Here is a 15,339-nt window from a genome sequence, read left to right as displayed (position 1 = left end):
TTATTTTTGCGCTATGCAGAATATAGAAGCCTATCAAAAATCTTTTATTACTTATTTAGAAGATTTTGCTGTTGAAAAAGAACCAAAAAACCTTTACGAACCCATAAATTATATTCTTAAGCTTGGAGGTAAACGTTTACGACCTGTTCTAACTTTAATGGCCTGTGAAATTTTTGACGGCAATATCAAATCCGCAATGGATGCCGCACTTTCGATTGAGGTATTTCATAATTTTTCATTGATTCATGATGATATTATGGATGACGCACCTTTACGAAGAGGTCAAAAGACGGTACATGAAAAATGGGATTTAAATACTGGCATACTTTCAGGTGATGCTATGTTGATTTTAGCCTATAAGTTATTTGAAAATTATGAGCCAGAAACGTTTCAATCTTTAGCAAAACTCTTTAGTAAAACAGCCTTGGAAGTTTGTGAAGGGCAGCAGTACGATATCGATTTTGAGACTAGAGATGATGTTACCATTACTGAATATTTAAAAATGATTGAGTACAAAACAGCTGTTTTGGTAGGTTCAGCTATGAAAATGGGTGCCATTGTTGCCAATGCGTCTATAGAAGATCAGGATTTAATTTATGATTTTGGACGTTATTTAGGTATTGCGTTTCAATTGCAAGATGATTACCTCGATGCTTTCGGTAATCCAGAAACTTTTGGTAAACAAGTAGGGGGAGATATTTTAGAGAACAAAAAAACCTATTTATACCTTAAGACTTTAGAGTTAGGCAATGAAGATGATACATCTACTTTAATTACTGTTATGTCGAGTAGCTCAATTTCTAATGATGAAAAGATTAGTAAAGTAAAAGCCCTTTTCAATAATTCGGGTGCCACTCAAGCTACACAAGATGCTGTTGAAGTCTATACAGATAAAGCGTTTAATATTCTTGAAGACTTAAATATTTCTAGTAATAAGAAGCAATTGCTGAGGTCGTTTGGTGAATATTTAATGACAAGACGTGTGTAATGACACTGCCAAGTACTTTTGACGACTTAATTGCTGAAGTCAATGCATTTAATCTTTATCAAAAGCTAATTGTTCAATTGAACAAGGATTTATTGTATGCCAATGTGGGTTTGGAATTTGATGAAGAAACCCTGCCTTTGAGCTTAAAATTAGTGCTACAAGAAACCCTTTTTCATTTGATTCAAAATAAATTTTCAGATTACCTGAATCTTCTTTATCAGGTTGATGTTTCCGAAAGTAAAATTCGTGCTTTAGATGGTGAAGATTTAGTTAAGCTTTCAGAACATGTTGCGTTTTTAATCCTTCAGCGCGAATGGCAAAAGGTTTGGTACAAATCTAAATTCGCTTAAAAAATGAAGTTAGTGCTTCTCTGAAAATTTCAATTAAAAAAGTTGTGCAATTATTGGCTATAAAAATAGTTTCATGTTTTACCTGCAACATATAAGCTTGTAGGTATTACTGCTATAACCAATTTGATTAGCTATTTGATAGAAAAGGTATAGTTTCTATCATGATTCTATGTTATAAGAGTAACAACCACTTCTAAATGTGAAGTGGTTGTTGTGTTTTGGTAAGACTCAAATTATAACTGTTTTAAAACGTAAAGTTTATAGATGCAAACACATTACGTCCTGGCGCAAAAATAGGGAGGTTGTTGCCTCTCACAGAACGGTTGAGGTGTTCGTAATAATTTTCATCAAAAGCATTATTAATACCAGCAGTAATTCTGGCAGAGTTTGAGAATTGGTAAGCCAATCGAATATCTAAAACAGAGAATGCAGGAGTTTCGGTTTCTCCAAACTCTTCAGATATCCGCGCTTGTTCTAGAACGTGCCTAAAGGTCAATTCTGGCAATAGCTTTCCGTCTAAATAACTTCCTGATAGCGTGTATCTAAAATCTAAAGGTGCAATTTCCGGAAGTGGTTCATCACGTTCCAAATCCTGAGCATAAGTGTAGGCTATACCAGCTTGGTGCTCAAGATTTACTAAAATCTGTTGGCGCCAATTGATTTCAAAACCAGTTTTAAAGGCGTCTTCAATATTTACAAATCGTCTCACACCAGGACTATTAGGTAATCTAGGCGTAAGACTTGGATCGATAAATGAAGATATAAAATCCTCTAAATATCCGGCAAATACATCTACAGAGACAAGCGTGTTTTTCTTTTGCCACTGAAATGTTACATCCAATTGATTATTTATTTCAGGGTCTAACTGAGGATTCCCTAAAAGTTCGAAGGGGTCTTGCCCTACAGGAAAGTAATTAATATACCTTTCGGTTAAGCCAGCACTTCGTTGTGCGCGTGCCAACCAAACTCCAAGTGTTATGCCTTTACTGAGGTTTTTACTGGCGCCAATACTAATACTAGGATTAAACTGAGTGACTTGACTTTCGCCATTATTATTTTCAAACTCTTCCGTAAGGTCGTTGATATTGCCATTATTTAATTCTAGTCTCGTGGAAACTATAAATCTAGTGTTTTTAGGTTTAAAATGATATTCGGCAAAAACACTGGTTTTTGAAATGAAACCATCTTGCCATGCATTGTCCGTAAATGTATTTCCTGCATTTGGCCCCATGAGGAATTCGCGCTCACGAATACCTTCGGCACCTTCTTGCCTAAAATCAGCACCAGCAAAGAGATTAGAGTTCTCAAAGTTCCAAACACCTTCTGTACGTCCTCCAAAATTGTAAGTTGTAGCATTGGTTTGAGCATTGAGCATTCTTGGGTCAAGTGGTTTTAGGAGATTATCCATAAGATGGTCCACAAAAGAAGCAAAAGCGGTTGTGTTCCATGACTTTAGATGCTTTTTTTCGTCAAAAGTAATGTCATGCCTAGCATTTAACAGCCAAGTATCATCCTTTCGTAAATCCATGGGTAATGCAGGAAAATCAGCATCTCTAGCCACATTATAAACTGCCGATACACTGAGTTGGCTGTTTTCAGAAAACATGAATCCTATATTTGTACCAAAGCTTCCTCGTTCAAAATCCGCAGCAACAGTTTCACCATTTCCTGTGGTATAGTCATTACCTTGAGACCATGATCCAAATACAGCAATGTCATGATTTTTCCCACTGAAACCGATTTGCCCTTCGTTCCTAAGGATATTACCATTGCCGTCATAACTGTTGGATAAGCGGCCATAAACATCATTTTCTTCTGAAAAACGCCTTTTCTCAGGAACAAAATTTATGGTTGCTCCAAAACCAGTTCCAAATCTGAGGGCGTGCGGTCCTTTTAGAATCTCTACACGCTCTAACATATTTGGCGCCATTTGACTTGTTGGTGGATCCATACGATTTGGACAAGCTGCCGTGGCACTTTGAGCACCATTTAAAACTACGTTTAGCTGGTCATATTTAAAGCCTCTAAAAACAGGGTCAAATCCATAATTACCTCCTTTTCTAATACTATTAAGAGAAGGTTTTTTGTTTAGGATATTGGCTGCGTCATGGGCTAATTGATCCCTGTATTCGAGCTTAACATCTTTACTAGGCTGATTTTTGGACCTGAGTGCTATAACTGTCACAGGGTATAGATTTTCAGTAACACTAGTCAACAGAAGTGTCTTTTTTTCAATCATTTCTAAGATTTGAGCGTCATTTAAAGACCATACTCCATAATTTATATGTGAAAAGGTCATTGAACGCTTTTTTTCATAGGTAAAAGTGATAAAGCCATTGGCGTCCGAAACACCGTTTTGGTTACCGTACTCAAATGTTACATCTGTTACGGGTTGCGAAGTTGCTTTATCCAATAGTTTTATGTTTATTGTATTTTGTGCAATTGCCGAAATTGTGGAAATAATGCCGCATAGTAAAGCCATAAGTACTTTATCATGCCATTTTGATTGTGTTTGCATAATTATATTTTAACTAGTTTTTTAATAAATAGTTCCCTCTTGTGAGAAAACGGATTTGTATTAAAGAAATCATGCAAATTCTGGGGGATGAGCTATTTTTAGAACCAATAACCGTGGATGGAGATTACAAGATGAGAAAATAAAGGATTTGTTATGAGTCGTGGAAAGTGTTACATTCTGAATTGATGCATCAGGTGCTTTTAAGAAATATGATAATTCTGTAAATTGATGTGCTAGCCTTGACTCATTGGGTGCTTTTTTAGAGGCTTTGCTTAGCTCCTTACGTAAATAGCACTTTCCATTACAGCTCTTTTGCTCCTTTTTTTGGATGCAAAGAGTTGCAGCAATAATATCTTGGTTAATGACAAAATCCGCAACAATAACTATGGTATTGATGTTGTTGGCCAATAAAACAAAGACCAAGAGTATTGCGGTAATTTTGTTTATAAACTGTTTTATCACATTGCAAATTTCGGACTATTTTATCCGAAATAAACTGATAAATATCAGTGTTTGTTAGATTCAATAAGTTCTTTCGCTAAAACTAAAAGTCTTTTCTTTTGGACTTAATTATAATACGAAGTACTGGCAATAGCACCCAGATTAATAGCATTATAAAAGAGATAATCAACCCAAAACTTGTTCCGAAGAATTGCTTAAATACGGCACCCGTATAACCCAATAATGCAGAAATATCTAGCTTTAGAATGATGAGCGTTCTTGATAAATCAATGGGGTTCAGCATGGTAGCAATTAACGATAACTTGTCTAATGGATAGTCTTCAAAAAGAATAAGAGACACTAAGAAAAGACCATCGTAAACAACTGCCAACAGCAACCACATCAGAATGGCATAACCAAAACCTTTGATTTTATTTTCATTGGATAGCGCAATATTAAAGGCTAAAGCACTAAAAATGAATGTGAGAAAGATGCCGACAATTAGCAACAATGAAAAATCCCAAATGGCATTAGACCTAAATAGACCATAGGCAACAAAAGGCAGCCCTAGCCCTAAAACTAAGCTCATGGACAGTGATATTGAAACACCCAAATATTGCCCTAAAAAAATGGAAGAACGCTTTACGGGCTGTGCCAATAAAAGTTCGGTGAATTCTTTAGAATTGTAATAATACATCACTCCAAAAATGGTTCCTATTAGAGGTACTAAAACGATAATAACATTCATTAATGTAATGATGGCCTTAGAAAGGTCATTATTTAAGAACAACAGTACAATTCCTAATAGCAGATAAAACCCTAAGTACACATAACTCCAGCTACTGCGCATTAAATCGTAAAAACTATATTTTAAAATCTTAAACACTGTGTTCTGTTAAAATTTTAGCGATTGCATGTTCAAAGTCTTGTTGTTTTGTCTTTGTCTTTAGTGCTTTTATACTGCCTCTAAAGTATATTTTGCCTTCGAGGATAAAAACAATCTCATCGGCTACTTCTTCTACAAAGCTCATAATATGAGAGGTTATTAAGATGGCTTTTCCTTTCTGTTTTTCCTCTGCTATAAGTTCTTTTAACCTAATGAGCGAAATAGGATCTAAGCCTGTGGTTGGTTCATCGAGGATTATTATAGGACTATTGAACATAAAAGTTAAAACAATATTGACCTTTTGTTTGGTTCCACCGGAAAGTGTGCCTAGTTTTTTATTTAAAAAGGACTCTAATTTAAAGGTTTTGATGAGTTCCTTGTCTCTATCTGTCTTGCCACGTAAATCCTTAATCATCCTAAAAAGCTCTATCACTTTTAAGTTGCTAGGGAAGTTGGCTATTTGTGGTAAGTAGTCAATTTTAAACCTGTAATCGGAGTTTTTTTTAATATCGGTATCAAATAACTTTATAGTACCACATTCTGGTATGACCATACCTAAAATAGATTTTATTATGGTCGTTTTACCCGAACCATTTGGCCCCAAAACTGCAAAAATCCCTCCCTTATCAATTTTCAAATCAACACCATTGAGCACATTATTTTTACCGAATTTTTTGTGTAAATCTATAATCTCTACCATGTAACTTGATGCATTAGAGGTTGATTATCAATAAGGTTTTCTGGCGTAAAGACTGGCGATACCTTTTCTGAAAAGTCTATGATATCTATAAACAAGCTTCTTAATAAAACGATACTTTCTGGCGTTCTGTTAACCAGATATGAAAATAACTTCACGGGTCTATACGGAACATCTCCGATACCATCTTTATCTAAGTCATAGCCTGTATAATTACTCCAATAGTTGCTTTCAAATTTATTGCTGTTGAGTTTGCCTGAATAAGACAAGTCAAATGAATTGTACAAGAAGTTATTCCTCGAATAGATATTATCGTAGCAAGCACCATGTACTTTTATGGCATAACCATTATTCTTAAAGGTGTTTTCGGTATAAGTAATTCTGTTAGTGCCATCCGCATTAATACCAATGGTGTTGTCTTCAAAAATATTGTGTTTTAACTCAGCATCGTTTATTTCTTTAAGCAAGATACCGTAAGATGCTGTTCCCCAATTTTTTTTGAAGATATTTTCATACATTTTGATTCGCTTGGAAAACATAACTGCTACACCAGCACCATTGAATTCGAAGATGTTATTCTCGTAAGTATTATCGTTTGAAAACATGAAGTGAAGTCCATAGCGCATATTTTCAGTTGAATAGTTATTGGCAATGTAACTGCTATTCCCAAACTCTAAATAAATACCGTCGCGCATTCTACGCACATCATTGTCTATAATCTTTATGTTTTCGCAATGCCATAAATGGATGGCATTACCAGAATCTGCTTCAGCTTTCCCATCACCTGAGATAGTATTGTTTTTTATCAAACCATCTTTTGATTTTTGGATTAAGAACCCAAAAAAGGCATTATCTACTCTAACATTTTCAATAGCAAAATCGTAAGATTTAAATAATAGTATTGCTGCGTATTCCTTGGTATAACTTATTTCTATGTTTTTAATGGTGAGGTTCTTAATGACAATATCGGTGGCCTCAACTGAAAAACCATAACCATGGTTTTGCGTATCGATTACAGTACCCTTTTCACCAGAAATGTGAAGTGATTTTTTATAAATAACAATATTGGATTCCTTGTAAAGACCAGCCTTAATAAAGAGGCTATCACTGCTTTTAGAACTATCAACGGCAGTTTGTATGCTCTTAAAATCACAACCTGCTTTGCAAATTGTTATTGTTTTAGCTGCTGCAAAGCAGGTTGAGATCAAAACAAATAGAACACAAAAAGGTATTTTCATAGTATTAAGTTAATTAAACTTTTTGAAAATACCATCCCAATCAAAAAATAAGGTCGAACTACTACTATCAATGGTTTTTTGAGCATCTTCTACTGAAGAAAAGCCTGTGAGATTGGCTCCCATCGGACTTGTAATCTCATCACAAATTAGGTATCCGGCCGTTCTGGCATTAACCATTATTCCAGGTTGGTTGTAATCTACAATTAGTAAATTACTATTAGTTTTAAGGTCTTCTTTATCATCCAGGAAATGAATCATGCATTCAATAGCGTCAAACTTGTACTGTTTACCTTTATCAGTAACCATCTGTGCCGCGTGTGTTTTGGTCACGATGGTCATTTTACAATAATGGCACATATCTGTTCCGTAACTAATCGGCTCAGGTGTTTTACTGCAACTGATGAAAAGTAAAAGCATAGCTATTAAATTGAAATGTTTCATGTCTTAAGAGATTTCATTTTTTTGTTCCCTATCAAATAGGCTACAAATGTGAGGAACATTCCAAAACCCATCATATAGGCTCCAGTATGTGGATAGGAATGCGCCACAAAATTTAAAATATGTCTCGTTCCTAAAAGAGGAGGTTTATAGCTAAGAGGATTACCATCCGCATCGGTCATTTTCATAATGGCCTTTGGATCTAGGTTAGTGCCATAATCCACAAGCCAGGCATTAAAGTCATACATGCCAAGTATACCAAGAATGCACATGAGGATTAACCAACCTAAGAACCATTTGGGCGATATATTTTTAAATAAACCGATGAGACCGATTAATATACCTAATATGGCCATGCCACCCACGACTTTAGGAAATACGCTAAATTCCCACATGTCTTCTGGCTTTGGTAAAGTTCTCATACCGATATAGTGATTAAGGCCATCAATATTTTGAAGATCGTGCTTTTCAATACCTTCTAGCCCATCTAAATTAATGTACATGCCAATACCACTTGGATATTGAGGTGCTTCTAACTTTATACTCCATAATGGAAAAACAAACAAACCTAGTAATAGAGCTGAGCCTATTATCATGACTATACTTGCTGATTTCATAGAATATTAATTTAAAAGAATGGACGAGTAGAGGTACTGCTCGTCCACTCGGAGTTAAATATTATTTTCTAACACTAAAACTTATCTAACTCTTTCTCTATTCATCTAGTGTATATTTTAGTGGTGTATTTGAGTTTCTGCCAGAAACCCTAACATAACCTTGCATTTCTTGGTGTAAGGCAGAACAAAAATCCGTGCAATAGAACGGCCAGACTCCTTCTTTTTTAGGCTCCCAAACAATAGTTTTGGTTTGTCCAGGCATCACTAATATCTCTGAAGTATTTGCTCCAATAATTGAGAATCCGTGAGGTACATCAAAATCTTGCTCTAGGTTGGTAATATGGAAATATACTTTATCACCTACTTTAACACCTTCAATATTGTCTGGTGCAAAGTGACTTCTTATGGTAGTCATACTTACATGTACTTCATTGCCGTTTCGAGTTACTTTGGCTTCAGCCTCACTCTTAGCGGCGTAAGGATGCTCATTTTCGGATAATTCGTAATACTTTTTACTCTTTTCCTTAATGATGTCAGCTCTAATACCAGCAGCATAGTGAGGTTCACCATGAGTTGGGAAATCATATAATAATTCCATTTTATCACCAGAAATATCATATAGTTGAGCCGAGTGTTCTAACTCGGGTCCTGTAGGTAAGTATCTATCCTTAGTAATTTTATTCATGGCGACTAAGTACTTTCCAAATGGTTTGCGAGAGTTACCGCCAGGAATCATGAGGTGACCAACAGAATAAAACGTTGGTGCTCTGTCTAATACCTCGAAGGTTTCTAAACTCCATTTAACGACTTCAGAAGATATAAAGAACGTTGTATAGGCATTACCTTTATCGTCAAACTCGGTATGTAAAGGTCCTAAGCCTGGTTGTTTAACAACACCAGCTAAAGTGTTTTCGTAACTTAAGACAGGGATTCCATAAGACTCGTCAACAAAATCCTTGTTTTCAATAGCCGTAATCATTTTGTCGAATGAATACACACTTAAATCAGTTGAAAGCTTACCACTACCTACGATGTACTGGCCAGTTGGGTCAACATCACAACCATGAGGTGATTTAGGAATTGGAATATAAAATACTGCATCTTCTACCTCTCTTGGGTCTACCATAGTTACACCTTCTTTCATGGTAGAAGTTGCCATATGTGTCTTATGGTCATATACATTATGGGCATAGGTGGCGTCAACCTTTTTTCCTCCACCATTTTTGACATATTCAGCAATTTTTTGCCAATTAACAGCAGCCACATAATCTTTATCATTTTGAGATGCATTGACTTCCATTAAGGTATTGGCTTCTTCAGTATTATAACTGGTGAAGAAGAACCAACCATGAGATTTATCTCGTCCAGGATGTGCTAAATCGTAGTTGAATCCTGGCATATTTAATTGAAAATCCAAATTCATTCTTCCGTTTTCAGCAATGCTTACAAACGAAAGAGGGCCTTTGAATTCTCCTTTCATTTCGTTTATAGGCATATCCCGCTGTGGATTTGGTACAGCAAAACGTGTACCTGCTACAATATATTCTGTGTTTTCGGTAATAAATGAAGAAGCGTGGTTACCAGCAGAGTTGGGTAATTCGATAATTTCTTCAGTTTCAAATGTCTCTAAACTTATTCTTGCAATACGAGGTGTATTGTTTCCATTTATAAATATCCATCGGCCATCCAGTTCACCATTGGTTTGCGAAATATCTGGGTGGTGAGAATCGTCCCATGGTACAAATCCAAAAGACGTGTTTAGCATAGGTTTGGTTTCTTCTGAATAGCCATAACCTGAGGTTGGGAACTGAGAAAACACAGGAATTTCTTTTAACATACGACCACTAGGTAACCCAGCAACGGTAATATTACCACTATAGCCTCCTGAGAAAAAGGCATAGTACTCATCATGTTCGCCTGGCGCGACATAAACCTTCTCGGCTTTGCTTGAAGCCATAGCGCCAGAATTATTTGTATTGGAGTTATTCCCACAATTTGTTATAAAAATTAATGTAGCGATACCCAAAACATATTTACATATCTTATTCATACTGTACTGATTTATTATTAGTTTATTTATTACTCGGGTAATATGACATCTTCTACCACATGAACCCAACCATTACTTACGTTAACCGTTGCAATGATTTTTGTATCACCAACATATAAATCACCGTCTTTTTCGGTGACCTCTACGTATTTTCCTGAGGCCATATAGAGCTTTCTGTTTTTTGCAGCATTTTTTTGTAGCATTTCTACAGGGTAGTTACTAGGTGCTACATGGTTGGTTAAAATAAATGCCAATTGCTCTTTGTTTTCTGGCTTTAACAGGTCGTTGAGTGTAGCTTCGTCTATTTTAGCAAAGGCTGTATTATTAGGCGCAAAAACGGTTAACGGACCAACATTAACCAGAGCATTTTCTACTCCAGCCGCTTGCACAGCAGCTACTAAAGTAGTATGGTCTTCGGACTGCAACGCTAACTGTAGCGCATTAGGCTTGCCTCCTTCATCTTTAATGAAAGCTTGACCTGTTTTTTCTGAAGTACTTTCATTAGTTGTACTATTCTTAGCTGTGTTTTCGTCTGTTTTTGTGTTGTTATTGCATGCAATAAGACCAACCAAAATCACAACAGAATAGAATAATTTGATAAGTGTTTTCATTGGTTTGATTTTATAGTTATTTATTAAAGTGTTCTAAAATATTCTAGAACAGCTCTGGCTTCTTCCTTGGTTAAGTTTTGATTGGCCATCGGTGAGCCATTAAATTCCATCAGTAAATCTTTTGCTAATGGGTCTTCTTTAACCATTCGTTCAGGATCCAAAATCATATTCATTACCCACTCTGGTGTACGACGTTGCAAAATCCCTTTAGGTGAAGGGCCAATAAATTTTTTATCAGCCTTATGGCATGCGGTACACATTCTATCGTATACTTCTTTTCCATGTGCTGCCATGTCTTGATCTACAACTAATCCTAAATCAACAGATGTAATAGTTCCTACTCCTTTGTTGTTTAAATTAATTCTTTCAGATGCTGGTACCTTTACCTCTTCCTTTACAGGTTCTTTTTTGTCGGACGAAATGCCTTCTTTTTTGTCATTTCCTCCACAACTAAATAGTATCATTGTGATAATTAACGTCAAAAATTTTAGTGTTTTTCTCATTGGAATCTATGATTTAGTGTAAAAGCAAATATAGAAGGAGGCTTATTAATAAAATATGATAATAATCATATTTAAGACAAAAAAGTCTTTTTTGTTTTGATATAAATTGTTATTTTGGATTTATGTTTTCTAATTCTACTAAATATGCCATAAAAGCTGTGCTGTATTTGGCCGTAAATTCATCCGAAGAAAAGAAGGTCGTCGTAAATGATATGGCTGGACTTATTAACGTTCCGAAGGCATATATCGCCAAGATTCTACAGGAATTATCAAAAAAGAATCTTATATCCTCAACCAGAGGGCCAAAAGGTGGTTTCTATTTGAGTGAGGATAATAAGAAGGCGAAAGTTTACGATATAGTGATTGCTATGGATGAGGAACAGCGAATGAATTCTTGCCTATTAAGCTTAAAAAAATGCAATATTGATAACCCTTGTTCTCTCCATCATTTGGCATACAACGAGAAGGAGGCTATAATTAGAAAACTTAATAATACGAGTTTAGAGGAGTTAGTTGAGCACATTAAAACTGGGAAGTCGGTATTTCCCATATAAATTAAAACCAAAACCTAACAAACGGCATCCATGCCTGATTTTGAATACTTCTATCCTCATCGTAAAGAATGTCGTAGCGTATGCCGAAAGTAACATTGCCACTGCGATAACCAGCTCCTAAAAACAACGCAGGGTACAAATAATTGTCATCAAGATTACTCACAAATTGCTCATCGAAATCCCTATTAACATGGAGAAGCTCAAATTCGGTTGAAAGTTGTAATTCTGGGTAAGGGTTAAACAGACCAATAAGACTACCTCCAAAAACAGTAGAAGTAAAAGCATCACGCTGCGAACTGTATTGAAAATTTAAGCCTATACCAGTGGCTACATAAGGACTAATATTGTATAATGCATTTGGTGCTAGCACACCGCTAAAAAAACCATCTCCAAAGTTTAGGCCTATACCACCGCCGAATTGTACATTGTTCCAAAACCTGTTGCCATCAGAAGAATTTTGGGCTGAAGAAAAAAGACTAAAAGTAAATACTAAAAAGGTGGCTAATAGTCCCTTTTTGAAAGTTGTTAAATCCGATTTTTTCATGATAAAAATGGGTTCTTTTCTATTTGTTATAAATATAATAAAACAGCAGTTATTTTTGTTAAATGTTGTATTTTTGAAGAAATTTTGTTGAAACGACAATGTCTCGTAAAAATAATGGATAAGTATTCCTTTCTCAACGCAGCACATACGGCATATTTTGCTGATTTATACGACCAATACCTACAAAATCCTGATGCTATAGAACCGAGTTGGCGTGCCTTTTTTCAAGGGTACGATTTTGGGTCAGAAAATTATGGGATGGATGGTGAAATTGTAGAAGGAGTTTCCACTCAAATTCCAGAACAACTTCAAAAAGAATTTCAGGTCGTAAAACTCATTGATGGCTACAGAAGCAGAGGCCACTTGTTTACTAAGACCAATCCTGTAAGAGCGAGAAGAAAATATGCGCCGACCTTAGAAATTGAAAATTTCGGACTCTTTAAGAGTGATTTAAACACCGTTTTTTCAGCAGGCGAAATTATTGGTATAGGTGCTAATACACTTCAGGTTATTATTGATCATTTAGAACGTATTTACTGTGATTCAATTGGAGTTGAATACATGTACATAAGGAAACCAGAGGAAATACAATGGATTCAGAATAAACTCAACGTCAATGATAATCATCCACAATTTATGGTTGATGAAAAAAAGTATATTCTAAAAAAATTAAATGAAGCGGTTGCTTTTGAGTCGTTTCTGCACACCAAATATGTTGGGCAGAAACGTTTTTCGCTAGAAGGCAATGAATCTTTAATTCCAGCAGTAGATGCCATTATAGAGCGTGCAGCAGATGAAGGCGTCAAAGAGTTTGTTATGGGAATGGCACATAGAGGTCGTTTAAGTACCCTAACTAATATTTTTGGTAAATCGGCTAAAGATATTTTTAGCGAATTTGATGGTAAGGACTACGAAGAAAAAGTGTTTGACGGTGATGTAAAGTATCACCTAGGGTGGACAAGTAACCGTGAGACCTATAACAATAAAAAAATCAATTTAAATATTGCACCAAATCCATCACATCTTGAAACTGTTGGTGCTGTAGTGCAAGGCATTGCCAGAGCAAAGCAAGATAAGGATGAAATTTCCGACGCCTCCCAGGTACTCCCAATTGTGGTTCATGGTGATGCTGCAATCGCAGGTCAGGGCTTGGTCTATGAAGTGGTGCAAATGGCTAAGTTAGAAGGCTATAAAACCAATGGAACGATTCATATTGTTGTCAATAACCAAATCGGATTCACAACTAATTATTTGGATGGTCGCTCAAGTACGTACTGTACTGATGTTGCTAAAGTGACATTATCACCAGTTTTACATGTTAATGCCGATGATGCTGAATCGGTAGTTCATGCAGCCTTATTTGCTCTGCACTTTAGAATGAAGTTTAAGCGCGATGTATTCATAGATTTATTGGGTTACAGAAAATATGGTCATAACGAAGGCGATGAACCAAAATTCACACAGCCATTGTTGTATAAGGCCATTGCAAAGCATAAAAACCCTAGGGATATCTATGCACAACGTTTGTTGGATGAAGGTACCATAGATGAAGGTTATGTAAAACATATTGAAGCAAAATATAAAGAAAAGCTTGAGGAAAAGTTAGAAGACTCGCGTAAAGAGGATAAAACAGAGATTACACCATTTATGCAAGAGGAATGGAAAGGCCTTAAGCGCGTTACTGAGATTGAAATGATGGAGTCTGTGGACACAACGGTTTCCAGAAGCGTGTTAGAAGATGTCACTAAAGTGATTTCCAATCTGCCTAAAGACAAGAAGTTTTTCCGTAAGATTCAGAGATTAGTTGAGTCAAGACAGACTATGTTCAATGAAGATCGACTCGATTGGTCTATGGCAGAGCATTTGGCTTATGGGTCATTATTGTTAGAAGGCTTTAATGTCAGAATATCGGGTCAGGATGTAGAACGCGGTACGTTTTCACACCGCCATGCTGTAGTTAAAGTAGAGGATAGTGAGGAAGAAATACTACTATTAAATCGTATCTCAGAAAATCAGGGACAATTCAATATTTATAACTCGCTATTATCTGAATATGGAGTGGTTGGCTTTGATTATGGTTATGCTATGGCAAGTCCAAATACATTAACCATATGGGAAGCACAATTTGGTGATTTTAGTAATGGAGCTCAAATAATGATAGATCAATACATATCGTCTGGTGAGGATAAATGGAAAATGTCTAACGGACTGGTGCTATTATTGCCTCATGGATACGAAGGACAAGGAGCGGAGCATTCTTCCGGTCGTATGGAGCGTTACCTGCAATTATGTGCTAAGGATAATATGTTTGTTGCTGATTGTACAACTCCAGCAAATATGTTCCATTTGTTGCGTAAGCAAATGAAGGCGAATTACAGAAAACCTTTAATTGTATTTACACCAAAAAGTCTACTGCGTCATCCAAAAGTAGTTTCAAGCGTAGATGAATTTGCCAACGGAAGTTTTAAAATGTTAATTGATGATGAAACCGCTGATGTAGCTAAAGTAAAAACCTTAGTATTTGTTACTGGTAAGTTTTATTATGATTTATTAGAAGAACAAGAAAAACGGGGAAGAGACGATGTGGCCTTAGTGAGGGTAGAACAATTGTTTCCACTTCCAGCTGCAGGAATTAGAGCTGTTTTAAAGAGATATAAAAATGTCGATGATGTTGTTTGGGCGCAAGAGGAACCGAGAAATATGGGCGCTTATGGGCATATGTTGATGCATTTGGAAGAAGCTAGACAATGGAGAGCTGCTAGTAGAAGACCCTATGGAGCACCAGCGGCAGGGAGTTCTGTACGCTCAAAAATAAGACATCAAGAAGTTATAGATTACGTTTTTGATAAAAGCAAGAACAACCAAATAAGATACAAAGAATAATTCAACTTCATAAAAGTTAAA

Annotated in this window: 15 protein-coding genes; 4 read left to right on the top strand and 11 right to left on the bottom strand. The window is 36.0% G+C overall.

The annotated features are described in order from the left end of the window. The first annotated feature begins 13 nt into the window (after positions 1 to 13). Both Q0992_RS12040 and Q0992_RS12035 read left to right on the top strand, forming a co-directional pair. On the top strand, positions 14 to 988 hold the full coding sequence (locus Q0992_RS12040; protein ID WP_299524522.1) for a polyprenyl synthetase family protein: 975 nt from the start codon (positions 14 to 16) through the stop codon (positions 986 to 988). After that, positions 988 to 1,338, top strand: a complete 351-nt coding sequence (locus Q0992_RS12035) for a hypothetical protein (RefSeq protein WP_299524519.1) — start codon at positions 988 to 990, stop codon at positions 1,336 to 1,338. Before Q0992_RS12040 ends, Q0992_RS12035 begins: the two co-directional genes overlap by 1 nt. A 244-nt stretch (positions 1,339 to 1,582) precedes the next feature. Here Q0992_RS12035 and Q0992_RS12030 read toward each other — a convergent pair whose 3' ends face one another. From Q0992_RS12030 to Q0992_RS11985, 10 genes are all read right to left on the bottom strand, one after another. Continuing rightward, a complete protein-coding gene (locus tag Q0992_RS12030; protein ID WP_299524516.1) occupies positions 1,583 to 3,856 on the bottom strand; it encodes a TonB-dependent receptor in 2,274 nt (757 codons plus the stop codon). Between the two features lie 69 nt (positions 3,857 to 3,925). Continuing rightward, positions 3,926 to 4,318 (bottom strand): hypothetical protein, encoded by a 393-nt coding sequence (locus Q0992_RS12025; protein ID WP_299524513.1) that lies wholly within the window; start codon positions 4,316 to 4,318, stop codon positions 3,926 to 3,928. Between the two features lie 82 nt (positions 4,319 to 4,400). Beyond that, positions 4,401 to 5,183 carry an ABC transporter permease gene (locus Q0992_RS12020; protein WP_299524510.1) on the bottom strand — a complete coding sequence of 261 codons (783 nt, stop codon included), beginning with the start codon at positions 5,181 to 5,183 and terminating at the stop codon, positions 4,401 to 4,403. Further along, positions 5,176 to 5,883, bottom strand: a complete 708-nt coding sequence (locus tag Q0992_RS12015; protein WP_299524507.1) for an ABC transporter ATP-binding protein — start codon at positions 5,881 to 5,883, stop codon at positions 5,176 to 5,178. The genes Q0992_RS12020 and Q0992_RS12015 overlap by 8 nt, the downstream gene beginning before the upstream one ends. Next, the gene (locus tag Q0992_RS12010; protein ID WP_299524504.1) at positions 5,877 to 7,118 is read right to left on the bottom strand and encodes a nitrous oxide reductase family maturation protein NosD; all 1,242 of its coding nucleotides are present in this window, start codon (positions 7,116 to 7,118) and stop codon (positions 5,877 to 5,879) included. The genes Q0992_RS12015 and Q0992_RS12010 overlap by 7 nt, the downstream gene beginning before the upstream one ends. Positions 7,119 to 7,127: 9 nt before the next feature. Further along, positions 7,128 to 7,559, bottom strand: coding sequence for a nitrous oxide reductase accessory protein NosL (locus Q0992_RS12005; RefSeq protein ID WP_299524501.1), 432 nt, complete (start codon positions 7,557 to 7,559; stop codon positions 7,128 to 7,130). After that, positions 7,556 to 8,173, bottom strand: coding sequence for a hypothetical protein (locus tag Q0992_RS12000; RefSeq protein WP_299524498.1), 618 nt, complete (start codon positions 8,171 to 8,173; stop codon positions 7,556 to 7,558). The genes Q0992_RS12005 and Q0992_RS12000 overlap by 4 nt, the downstream gene beginning before the upstream one ends. A gap of 97 nt (positions 8,174 to 8,270) precedes the next feature. Then, positions 8,271 to 10,223: a Sec-dependent nitrous-oxide reductase gene (nosZ, locus tag Q0992_RS11995; protein ID WP_299524495.1), complete on the bottom strand. Its 1,953-nt coding sequence runs from the start codon at positions 10,221 to 10,223 to the stop codon at positions 8,271 to 8,273. A gap of 29 nt (positions 10,224 to 10,252) precedes the next feature. Beyond that, positions 10,253 to 10,834 (bottom strand): fasciclin domain-containing protein, encoded by a 582-nt coding sequence (locus Q0992_RS11990; RefSeq protein WP_299524492.1) that lies wholly within the window; start codon positions 10,832 to 10,834, stop codon positions 10,253 to 10,255. A 23-nt stretch (positions 10,835 to 10,857) separates the two neighbouring features. After that, a complete protein-coding gene (locus Q0992_RS11985) occupies positions 10,858 to 11,337 on the bottom strand; it encodes a c-type cytochrome (protein WP_299524489.1) in 480 nt (159 codons plus the stop codon). Positions 11,338 to 11,459: 122 nt separating this feature from the next. Here Q0992_RS11985 and Q0992_RS11980 point away from each other — a divergent pair, with 122 nt between their 5' ends. Beyond that, a complete protein-coding gene (locus Q0992_RS11980) occupies positions 11,460 to 11,891 on the top strand; it encodes an Rrf2 family transcriptional regulator (RefSeq protein WP_299524486.1) in 432 nt (143 codons plus the stop codon). A gap of 1 nt (position 11,892) precedes the next feature. On the opposite strand, the gene Q0992_RS11975 is transcribed toward Q0992_RS11980, so the two are convergent. Further along, positions 11,893 to 12,435 (bottom strand): alpha-ketoglutarate decarboxylase, encoded by a 543-nt coding sequence (locus Q0992_RS11975; RefSeq protein ID WP_299524483.1) that lies wholly within the window; start codon positions 12,433 to 12,435, stop codon positions 11,893 to 11,895. A gap of 114 nt (positions 12,436 to 12,549) precedes the next feature. Between Q0992_RS11975 and Q0992_RS11970 the strand changes: the two genes are divergently transcribed. Further along, a complete protein-coding gene (locus Q0992_RS11970; protein WP_299524479.1) occupies positions 12,550 to 15,318 on the top strand; it encodes a 2-oxoglutarate dehydrogenase E1 component in 2,769 nt (922 codons plus the stop codon). Positions 15,319 to 15,339: the final 21 nt, after the last annotated feature.

Origin of the sequence: Winogradskyella sp. (assembly GCF_028289625.1) — a bacterium.
In the GTDB taxonomy this organism is placed as follows: domain Bacteria; phylum Bacteroidota; class Bacteroidia; order Flavobacteriales; family Flavobacteriaceae; genus Winogradskyella.
The sequence above is the reverse complement of the archived record's forward strand: the minus strand, read 5'-3'. Positions and strand labels throughout refer to the sequence as shown.

What these genes read in the sequence shown, in the direction of transcription:
- Q0992_RS12005 (WP_299524501.1), bottom strand. Translation starts at nt 7,559, where the DNA reads ATGAAACATTTCAATTTAATAGCTATGCTTTTACTTTTCATCAGTTGC.
- Q0992_RS11975 (WP_299524483.1), bottom strand. Translation starts at nt 12,435, where the DNA reads ATGAAAAAATCGGATTTAACAACTTTCAAAAAGGGACTATTAGCCACC.
- Q0992_RS12015 (WP_299524507.1), bottom strand. Translation starts at nt 5,883, where the DNA reads ATGGTAGAGATTATAGATTTACACAAAAAATTCGGTAAAAATAATGTG.
- Q0992_RS12035 (WP_299524519.1), top strand. Translation starts at nt 988, where the DNA reads ATGACACTGCCAAGTACTTTTGACGACTTAATTGCTGAAGTCAATGCA.
- Q0992_RS12040 (WP_299524522.1), top strand. Translation starts at nt 14, where the DNA reads ATGCAGAATATAGAAGCCTATCAAAAATCTTTTATTACTTATTTAGAA.
- Q0992_RS12030 (WP_299524516.1), bottom strand. Translation starts at nt 3,856, where the DNA reads ATGCAAACACAATCAAAATGGCATGATAAAGTACTTATGGCTTTACTA.
- Q0992_RS12000 (WP_299524498.1), bottom strand. Translation starts at nt 8,173, where the DNA reads ATGAAATCAGCAAGTATAGTCATGATAATAGGCTCAGCTCTATTACTA.
- Q0992_RS11990 (WP_299524492.1), bottom strand. Translation starts at nt 10,834, where the DNA reads ATGAAAACACTTATCAAATTATTCTATTCTGTTGTGATTTTGGTTGGT.
- Q0992_RS11970 (WP_299524479.1), top strand. Translation starts at nt 12,550, where the DNA reads ATGGATAAGTATTCCTTTCTCAACGCAGCACATACGGCATATTTTGCT.
- nosZ (WP_299524495.1), bottom strand. Translation starts at nt 10,223, where the DNA reads ATGAATAAGATATGTAAATATGTTTTGGGTATCGCTACATTAATTTTT.
- Q0992_RS12010 (WP_299524504.1), bottom strand. Translation starts at nt 7,118, where the DNA reads ATGAAAATACCTTTTTGTGTTCTATTTGTTTTGATCTCAACCTGCTTT.
- Q0992_RS11985 (WP_299524489.1), bottom strand. Translation starts at nt 11,337, where the DNA reads ATGAGAAAAACACTAAAATTTTTGACGTTAATTATCACAATGATACTA.
- Q0992_RS11980 (WP_299524486.1), top strand. Translation starts at nt 11,460, where the DNA reads ATGTTTTCTAATTCTACTAAATATGCCATAAAAGCTGTGCTGTATTTG.